The organism is Gloeocapsopsis crepidinum LEGE 06123, assembly GCF_015207655.1.
In the GTDB taxonomy this organism is placed as follows: domain Bacteria; phylum Cyanobacteriota; class Cyanobacteriia; order Cyanobacteriales; family Chroococcidiopsidaceae; genus Gloeocapsopsis; species Gloeocapsopsis crepidinum.
This window is the reverse complement of sequence record NZ_JADEWN010000107.1, coordinates 1-8,947: the sequence shown is the minus strand read 5'-3', so window position 1 is coordinate 8,947 and position 8,947 is coordinate 1. Positions and strand designations below refer to the sequence as shown.

5 protein-coding genes and 2 pseudogenes are annotated in these 8,947 nt (G+C 44.9%); 2 read left to right on the top strand and 5 right to left on the bottom strand.

All coding sequences use genetic code 11. The features are described from left to right. Window positions 1-236: 236 nt before the first annotated feature. From IQ230_RS25345 to IQ230_RS25340, 3 genes are all read right to left on the bottom strand, one after another. Complete coding sequence (locus tag IQ230_RS25345; RefSeq protein WP_228055365.1) at window positions 237-1,400, bottom strand: pyridoxal phosphate-dependent aminotransferase; 1,164 nt, start codon at window positions 1,398-1,400, stop codon at window positions 237-239. A gap of 31 nt (window positions 1,401-1,431) precedes the next feature. Beyond that, window positions 1,432-1,554, bottom strand: coding sequence for a hypothetical protein (locus IQ230_RS27575; RefSeq protein WP_265576260.1), 123 nt, complete (start codon window positions 1,552-1,554; stop codon window positions 1,432-1,434). Between the two features lie 436 nt (window positions 1,555-1,990). After that, window positions 1,991-2,440: a GNAT family N-acetyltransferase gene (locus IQ230_RS25340; RefSeq protein ID WP_193934962.1), complete on the bottom strand. Its 450-nt coding sequence runs from the start codon at window positions 2,438-2,440 to the stop codon at window positions 1,991-1,993. A gap of 229 nt (window positions 2,441-2,669) precedes the next feature. Between IQ230_RS25340 and IQ230_RS25335 the strand changes: the two genes are divergently transcribed. Together IQ230_RS25335 and IQ230_RS25330 are read left to right on the top strand one after the other, a co-directional pair. Beyond that, a complete protein-coding gene (locus IQ230_RS25335; protein WP_228055363.1) occupies window positions 2,670-3,731 on the top strand; it encodes a transposase in 1,062 nt (353 codons plus the stop codon). 136 nt (window positions 3,732-3,867) lie between these two features. Beyond that, window positions 3,868-4,649 (top strand): annotated as a pseudogene (locus IQ230_RS25330) (IS5 family transposase). A 139-nt stretch (window positions 4,650-4,788) separates the two neighbouring features. On the opposite strand, the pseudogene IQ230_RS25325 reads toward IQ230_RS25330, so the two are convergent. Further along, window positions 4,789-7,779, bottom strand: a pseudogene (locus IQ230_RS25325) (Tn3 family transposase). A 39-nt stretch (window positions 7,780-7,818) separates the two neighbouring features. Further along, window positions 7,819-8,439: a tyrosine-type recombinase/integrase gene (locus tag IQ230_RS25320; protein ID WP_228055360.1), complete on the bottom strand. Its 621-nt coding sequence runs from the start codon at window positions 8,437-8,439 to the stop codon at window positions 7,819-7,821. Between the last annotated feature and the right edge of the window lie 508 nt (window positions 8,440-8,947).

Here is an 8,947-nt window from a genome sequence, read left to right as displayed (position 1 = left end):
CTGATTGAGGTGTCACCTTGTGTGTATGCCTTAACTATTTTTTCTCGCAAGTCGAGCGAGTACGGTTTCATTAGACTTCATTTGTGTACTCCTCTTACTGTACCTCATAAACTTGCAATAGGCTGTATCATAATTAAGTTGCCTAATAAATAGCATCTGTAGCTACACATAGCAATCCTAAATCATTGCAGTTCATTAATATTTTTCATAAAGCTAGATAAGACCGCTATGTAATATCAAGCTAAAATTGTTTGCAAGCCCTTTACCAAGCGTTCCATCCCCTCTTTAGCCGTGGATTCTTGTAATGCGCCATAAGCAACGCGCAGATAACACCCCTGATCCATGCCAAAAACTGTCCCTGGAAGTACTGCAACTCGATGTTCGCGGATAAGGCGTTTAGTTAGTTCAAAGGCATCTAATTGCGTATGCACCTTTAAGAGAAAGTAAAAAGCACCATTAGCAGGTGCAATTGTACATAATCCTTGCAGTGAGTCGAGCGATCGCACAACAACTTGGCGTACGCTAGCGATCGCTTGAATATGACTTCGACAATAATCAAATCCTGTTTGTAATGCCCCTAACGCGGCATACTGAGAAACAACCGGTGGACAAATCAAGTTTGTATCTTGAACTTTTTTGATATCAACAAGTAAGTTTTCTGGAATCACCATGTAACCAATCCGCCAACTTGCAAATCCGTAAGCTTTAGAAAGACTGTACAGCGAAATTGTATGGGCATTGCTGTGAGGAAACGCGCCAGGAGAAACGTGTTTGACACCATCGTAAGTAAAGTATTCGTATGCTTCGTCACTAATATGATAAATTCCGCGATCGCGACACAGTTGATTAACTTTGTGTAATGCTTCCTCAGAATAAACTGCACCCGTTGGGTTGTTAGGTGAAATTGTCACCACAGCTTTGGTTTTTGCTGTAATTGCTTGCGCGATCGCATCGGGGCGGAGTTGATAGTTTTCATCAGTAGAAACAAAAACTGGACGACATCCCGCAATTTGGATCGCCATTTCATGATTGAAATAATAAGGTTTCTGGAGAATAATTTCATCACCTATTGAGGTAATTGCCAGCAGTGCATTCATAAATCCCATATTGCTACCAGCCGTTACCATAATGCATTGCTTATCAAGAGCAATACTATTGAAAGCTTGCAGTTTTGCTTTAATTGCTGCAATCAAAGGGCTAATACCTTCAATCGCTTTGTATTGATGATTTGTCGGATCGGCAAAAAATTGAGTAAGATCGGTTGCTTCCGGTGGCGGTGGATAGTATACAATACCTTGCCCTAAAGAAATTGTACCTGGAAAAGTGCGAATCAGTTCTCCCACAATCGGAATGACTGGCGACTGTACCGCTTGCATTCGCGATGTTGTCATGGTTTTCATTTTCTACAACTTGCGTGTCAGTTTTCCAAATTTAGCGTGTTGGTGGCTTCTTTTTCCAGAAAAGTTTAGTTCCCATCTCTGTTTTTGCCGAAAAAACGAGGTAAGCGATGAGTAAGATCGCACTAACAAGAAAAGGAATTAAGTCACTATTCATAAACTAATTTTAAGAGAAGACGCTATGCAAACCTGCACTTTAGGATTTAGAGGTTAGATTACTTGAAAAGTAGTTTATCAAAACCAAACAAAGTTTTCTACTGTCAATAAAGCTCCTCGCTACATTGCTAACGTCAGTTCGTATTTTTAAACAATTGTATAAACTGCGCCTTATCGAAAAAAATCCTGATGAATATTAGTAAAATGACTAGGCAGCATAATTGCCATTACTCCATTATTATTCTCTAGTTTCCAATACAAACTGTTTTGAATAACCTCTTATGATATAAAAATAGTAAGATTTTTTATATCATTTTCCTCTGCAAAACCTAAGTATAGAATAAAAGCTTACAAAAGTGATTTAAAGAAGCTTTTTGACTTCTGATGATATCTTTTTTGCTTAATTCATATCTTGCACCTTTCGGATGATGGAAAGGTTAGGAAACGCGTTCCATGAAATAGAATTCGTGCGATGTTTCGGTAACGACAAAACCAAACTTCTCATAAAACTCCTTCGCCGGATTGACCGTGAGAACGCGGAGACGAACTGGAAGCTTGCTATGTGTTGCCTCTGCGATGATACCCTCGATGAGATATCCGCCGATGCCTTTGTGTTGATAATCGGGCAGTAGGTAGATTTGTTGAACTTGGATGTAGGTTGGCTCCCGTTCAACCAAGAGAACTCCAACTGGAACATTGCCGACTTGGATGACCTGTGCGTTTGGCGAAGCGCTGTTTTCGAGGGACTCGCGCTGAACACGCTCTTCGTTCCATGCGCCCCAAGTAGCAACGATGAACTCACGCATTGTTCGGTCGATGACGCTGTAGAACAGTGGCGCGTCAGCTTTCGTCGCAGGGCGAAGTGTGACCTCTTCCAATGACAACATGAGTATCCTACCTATGTTATTAAATCGACTTTCTTAGTCTAACGAGACAGTTGAGCTGACATTGGGTTACTCATACATATCTTGCGTCCAAGCTAAAAGTATATCGACAGGCAGATTAGATCTAGCGCCAACAGTGAGAAAAAGGCATAGCTTAACGTCTACCCTCTGCTTATTCATGTCTGCTATCCTATCTCAAGCCCAAGCGCTAGTTTCGACACTGAAAACCCTGATGCCTAGCACCTACCAGCAAGACAGTCTGCAAGCTCTGCTGGGAATCTTCTTAGAAGGTCAAGGAGTACCCCTACCTGAACACTGTGCAACTAAGTCAGCTAGTGCATTGAGTCGGTTTTTAAATGAGTACAAGTGGTCGACACGGCAGGTGATTAGAGCAGTGCGTCAAGCGGCGTGTAAACAAATTCTATCGCATTCGAGAGTAGGGCGTAGACCAACACTACAGGTGATAGTTGATCTAACTACCCTGGAGAAAGCAGGCAAGTTTCAAGAGTTTAACCATTTAGTTAGAGTCTACAACGGTAAACGTGGTCTTCATATTGTGATGCTCTACCTCGTAGTGGGACGATGCCGAGTGCCTTGGAGTTTTCAAGTTTACCGAGGTAAGGATACTCCAACTCCTACGCAATTAGGATTGCGCCTTGTACGACGACTACCGAAAATTCTAACGCAACACTTCAAAGTTTTAGTTCTAGCTGATACTGCTTTTAGTAGTAATGAATTTGTAACTAAAGTTCGTCAACTCAAACACCATGTTCTAGTGGGGATTCGTTGCGACCGCAAACTGGAGGATGGACGCGGTATCGTACATCTGCACAAACGGGGACAGCAAGTAAGACTGCTCGGCTTAAAACTCCCAGTCTATCTATCTTGGTATTACCTCAAACGCTCAGATGGAAAGTTAGAAAAACGTTATATCCTCTGTACCAAAGTTCTTAAGGCTAGCACTATGACTTGGTGGGGTCGTCGCCGTTGGGCAATTGAAGGCTTTTTCAAAACAGCAAAACACCGCTTTGGTCTTCATCGCTTTGGTCAACAAACCTTATTAGGAGTGTATAGATGGTTAGTTTTATCCTTGACTGCTTATTTGCTAGTCCATTGGGTTCACCTTCATGCTTCCACTAACCTTTTACCTGATTGGAGTGATGCTGCACAAAAAGCTCTTGAACTCTTGCTCCCAATGATGGCGCTATTACCCATGCTTGTAGAAATTCAACGTTTGCAATCTTTAGCCAAACATCATGGAATAGACATTAATGTAACCTGGTGCAAGATATGAGTTAAAACATAAGATGCAAATATAAAAATTCTAAGCAAAATTTCTGAGAGGTAATTTATAAAGAAAAGTTGAAACTGGCGAGGGTTGAGGCAATAGGTTCTTACGATGACATGTTAGTAAGCTTAAAGCGATGCCTATGACCAGAAAAGCCTATAAAAGTGACCTGAGCGATGAAGAATGGAGAATCATTGAGCCGTTAATTCCACCTCCTAAATCGGGGGGACATCCGCGTACAGTAGACATGCGTGAGGTCGTCAATGCCATCTTTTATTTGCTACGAACTGGTTGTTGATGGGAGATGCTTCCTAATGACTTGCCTCCTTACTCAACAGTTTATTATTATTTTCGACGCTGGCAAAAGCACGGGGTTTGGGAACAGATAAATCAAGTATTGCGTGAACAAGTACGGATGAAGCAAGGCAAGTCTCATCAAGCTACTGCTGCAATTATTGATAGCCAGTCAGTAAAAACGACGGAAAAAAAAGGGAAGTATCCGGTTTCGACGGCGGCAAGCTAGTTAAAGGTCGCAAACGCCATATCGTCGTAGATACACAAGGACTACTCATGGGTGTAGTAGTGACCGAAGCTAATGCTTCACAACGATTAGGGGCAATAATAGCATTGTCACAAGAGTGTTATAACTCCAAGGCTTTAGAGTTAATTTGGGTAGATTCTGGATACAGGGGAGAAAATTTTGCACAAGCTGTGATGGTAGTGTGCGGTGCAGAAGTAGAAGTAGTCAAGCGGATTACAGATGGGTTTGAAGTGTTACCCAGAAGATGGGTGGTTGAACGTACATTTGGCTGGTTGAACTGGTATCGTCGATTGAGTAAGGATGATGAACTGTTGCCAGAGGTGAGTGAGTCTATGATCTATGCTGCTATGGTGCGGTTGATGCTGAGACGATTAGCTGCTTAATTTTTACTTTATAAATTAGCTCTGATTGTTTAGACATAATATGCAAACATGAAAATTCTATACTCAGCAAACTTAGGCGCGTGAGTAGCAATGGAACAGAAATGTACGCTAAGCCTAAAAAGCTGACAGGATAATACTTCTACCCCTCAGCCTCTAATGTGTCATTTGGATCGCGCAGTGGGCGAAGCTCTCCCTGTTGCAAATGTTCGGGTAAAGCAAACTGATAACGCCCCAGCATATTGATATGCTTGTACCCTAATGGGGACAACCGCACTACATCCTCTTGTTTAACTTCATATCCTTGGTAACGCAAATGCTTCAAGGCTGTGTCTAAATAAGAAGTATTCCATAGCACCATGATATTAATGACCAACCCCAGTGCGCCAAGCTGGTTTTCTTGACCTTCACGGTAGCGTTGACGCACCTCCCCTCGCTGTCCGTGAAAAGTTGCTCTAGCCAAACTGTGACGACCTTCTCCTCGGTTGATTTGCGTTAAGATGCGGCGACGATAGGTTTCATCATCGATATATGCCAACAGGTACAACGTTTTTGCAATTCGACCTAATTTGCCAATAGCTTTTGACAAACTAGAGGGACTACTTCCACCCTGTAGAGTCCGCATCAACTCAGAGGCACTAACAGTTCCCAATTTGAGGGAGCCTGCTACCCTGAGTAAATCATCCCAATTGTTAGCAATTAACTCAATGTTGATGCGATGACGAGCCAAAGAGTTGAGCGCATAATAATTAGCATTGGGATCGATTCGCCAAAACCGAGCTTCGCCGAGATCGGCAAGTCTGGGACTAAACTGATAACCAAGCAGCCAAAATAAACCAAAGACTACATCGCTATAACCTGCGGTGTCGGTCATGACCTCAAGCGGTTGCAAGCTAGTCTGTTGCTCCAATAATCCTTCCAGAAGAAAAAGAGAGTCGCGGCCGTGAAAGCGAGTAAACTGGTCGGAAGTAAAGTTGTAATAAGTAATACCACGCCCGACACCGAAATACTTGCTGTTTGGTCTGGCATTTAAAGTCCGCACTGGTACTGTAAAGCGTAACCCATCGGCTGAAGCCACCTCTCCTCCGCCCCACAGTTGCGCCAGCCCGATGCTCGCTTGAGTATCAACTAGTCGTGCATTGGCACGAATCAGCGTATCTTGACGGATATAATTTTGTTACACCCACGAAAGCCTTCCTCTTGTTAGGGCTGGCACATCCAAGCGCACCAAGGGTTCCAAACCAATGTTGCAAGCTTCCGCCAATAGCACTGCACAAATACTAACGTGCAAATCTTCTACACGGGCATTGCCTTGGGTCAAATGGGTAAATTCGTTGGCAAATCCTGTCCATGCTTGCACTTCCAACAAAACTTCCGGCAAGTCAACATGGGGCAGTAATGCAGCAACTTGTTCGCGGAGTGCTATCAAGCTGGGCGGTTCTTCCAACTTGTCTAGTCCACTCAACACTACACTGTCTTGCCGTTCGACTTGTTCTATGCGTACCCCTGCATTAGTAGGCAAGTTGTCAGCAGTACGGCGGTAAGCTGCATCAAGTTGGCTTGCTAATGCTTCTAATTCTTGTTGCGGTGTGGGTTGCAGGTCTAGAGTCCGGCACACAGTCGGACGTGCAGCAATCCATGCGTCACCTTGCAGAAGCTTAGCACGAGGGTCGCCCCAACGCAGACTAGGACAGACAAATAGATCGCGACGGCGTAAGGCATAGCGCAAGCGCTCCAGTATGCAGAAGGTGTAGGCGCGGCGGCCTACTTTCCCAGTGGCAGAAAGCACCAATCGCAGCCAGCTCTTGCTAACAACATTCAACAGTGCTGCACTTAGGTCAGGTTTTTTCCGCCCTTCGATAGCGCGAAGAAATTGCAGTGCCTCTAAGATGGGTCGCCCTGCCTCTGTTCCTTTAAACTGAATCGTATGCAACAGCCGAGGCAAGAAAATACGGACGTGCTTCCACCGACGCATCATAATATCGTAGTAATCGTCATCGGCTGGTCGCGCCAATGCTTCTACCTTAGCCACCGCCGAGGCTAACTTGTCCCGACTCAGGCGGGCAAAAATTTCTGCCCTGACTCTCTGGTCATCGCAGCTGGGGTCTAGCAAAACGCCACAAGCTTCGCACAACTGCAATGCTGCTGCATCCAAGTCTTTAATTGTCCGCAACCGTTCTCGCTCCCCAACGCGTTTTGAGGCAGCTAGTAAATCCCCGATGAGTCCATCTAGTAGATCTACAGCATCATCCATAGCCGTGGCTTCTAAAACATGGGCAAAAGCTAATAAGGTTGCTATCCTTCGTTCGGTAGGCATCCGAGCAATAGTCTGGGCACGGGCAGAAGCTGCGGTTCGCGCTAGCACTTTTAAACGACTGGGCGGTATTCTAGACAAATCCAATGTATTAACTTCCAAAGCCCGTACTTCGACTAATCGGTTGAGGGCATCAACTAATGCCGGAGCACTAGTACGGGTGGGCGAATGGCGCAGTCGGTCTAAGGGAGTTATGCGACTGTTATCATTGATTTGCAGTAATTCTTCTAATCGTCTTTGTTGCTTTGGACTAGGGAGTTTGAATAAAGCTTGCCACAAACGATTAGTGGCACGGTCGCGAACGGTGGCTACCATTCGCGCCAAGACAGTGACACCTGGAAGCAATACCTTCTGCTCTACCAACCGTGCTGTAGCTAGGTCAAATAATATACTAGGGCGTTCTACACTCAAGGTGGCGCGTTCGTACATCCAGCGCACTAACCGCCAGTGTTGTGGCTGGTCGCTAAAATCTCGGTAGCCATAGTGTTTTTGAATCTCACCAGCATGTTCTCGGTGAGTGGTGGGACGTTCCAAGTAACGAGGCAAACAGCTCAAGTCGGTAATACCTAGTTGAGCTGCGACATAAGCTACAACTGATGAAGGCACGTCCGTAGGTAGGCTGAGAAAGGTATTTAAAAACCTGACCGTGCATATCTGTAGGGCAAAGCCAAGGCGGTTGTGATTCCCGCGTCGCTTTAGTACTAGTTGTAAATCGGTGTCGTCGAGATAGAAATAGCGAGCCAGTTGAGCAGGTGTAGGCTCACCTGCATAGCGCCCATAGCGACTTTGTTGCTCCTCAGTCAAAAAATCAACTGGCATTTCGACCCTAGCTGACGTTTAGCCTGTTTATTTTACAGGTTAATCAGTCCAGAAATTCTCAAACCGCTGCGGCGACAACTGAGTGTAGCGCACCGTATGATGGATATTTTTATGTCCTAAATAGTCCTGAATCGCTCTCGTGTCGTGTCCACAGGAGGCTAAATAGTAACCACAAGCATGACGCAGTTGGTGTGGATGAACTGGAAAGGGAATACCTGCTAATAAACCTGCGCGCGCTACAATCTGACGAATTGAGCGAGTTGATAAGGGTGCTTTGCGTTCGGAGACAAAGACATACTGAGTATCGGGGTAGTCCCGTTGAAGTTGGCGCAGCGCTCTCAATTCAGGTGCGCGGAGTGGATGAATGCTATCATGCCCGTGCTTGGCACGGCGGATATCTATATAACCCGCTCTCAGATCTACTTGAGACCATTTCAAAGCAACCAATTCGGCTGTCCGCAGTCCGTGGCGGAACATCAGTAGAATTATAGCCGCGTCCCGATTGCCATTTCGTCCTACCTTCCGAGCTGCTTGAATCAGCTTTTCTACTTCGTGGGAGCGCAAGTATTCCCGCTCTCGGTTTGCAGTTTGCTTAGGGGGTGGAGCAGCTCCAGAAGCAGACTTTGCCGAAAATGGAAGTGCAGGGAGATTAACTGGCATGGGTTGAAACCTCATGCTGGCGCATATATTTCCACTATACATTGCCTAGTTTGAAACCTTCTCGGCAATGTTGGATAAGTGCTAAAATGCTTTCTCCTTGAACGTTTTGAGCTTAGCGTACATTTCTGTTCCATTGCTACTCACGCGCCAATAACTGTAGGTTGTATTGATTCGCACTCAGTTGTTTTTGCAGATGGGTCTGATAGAATTTAGGCAGCATTTTTAGTGATGGGCAGGCATTGTCAATAGCCAGCCTATCTTTTTTTGGCTCTCATTACTCAACCCCTGATTAGGCTTCACTTCTATCCCCCTGTCACCCCACCAGTTGAATACCAAAATGCAGACAGATCTGATTTATAGCAAGAGAAGGAAAGATGAGGGCAAAATAGAGAAGGAGTAAACCAAAGTAAAAAATGCCAGCCCCCTACAGCTACGACTGGAGAAAAAAGTCATTGAGGCAATAGATGGAGGAATAAGTAAAACCCAAGCTAGCAAAATCGTCAAAATC

Excerpts from the sequence above, each read along its gene's own strand:
- IQ230_RS25345 (WP_228055365.1), bottom strand. The coding sequence starts at position 1,400 with ATGAAAACCATGACAACATCGCGAATGCAAGCGGTACAGTCGCCAGTC.
- IQ230_RS27575 (WP_265576260.1), bottom strand. The coding sequence starts at position 1,554 with ATGAATAGTGACTTAATTCCTTTTCTTGTTAGTGCGATCTTACTCATC.
- IQ230_RS25340 (WP_193934962.1), bottom strand. The coding sequence starts at position 2,440 with ATGTTGTCATTGGAAGAGGTCACACTTCGCCCTGCGACGAAAGCTGAC.
- IQ230_RS25335 (WP_228055363.1), top strand. The coding sequence starts at position 2,670 with ATGCCTAGCACCTACCAGCAAGACAGTCTGCAAGCTCTGCTGGGAATC.
- IQ230_RS25320 (WP_228055360.1), bottom strand. The coding sequence starts at position 8,439 with ATGCCAGTTAATCTCCCTGCACTTCCATTTTCGGCAAAGTCTGCTTCT.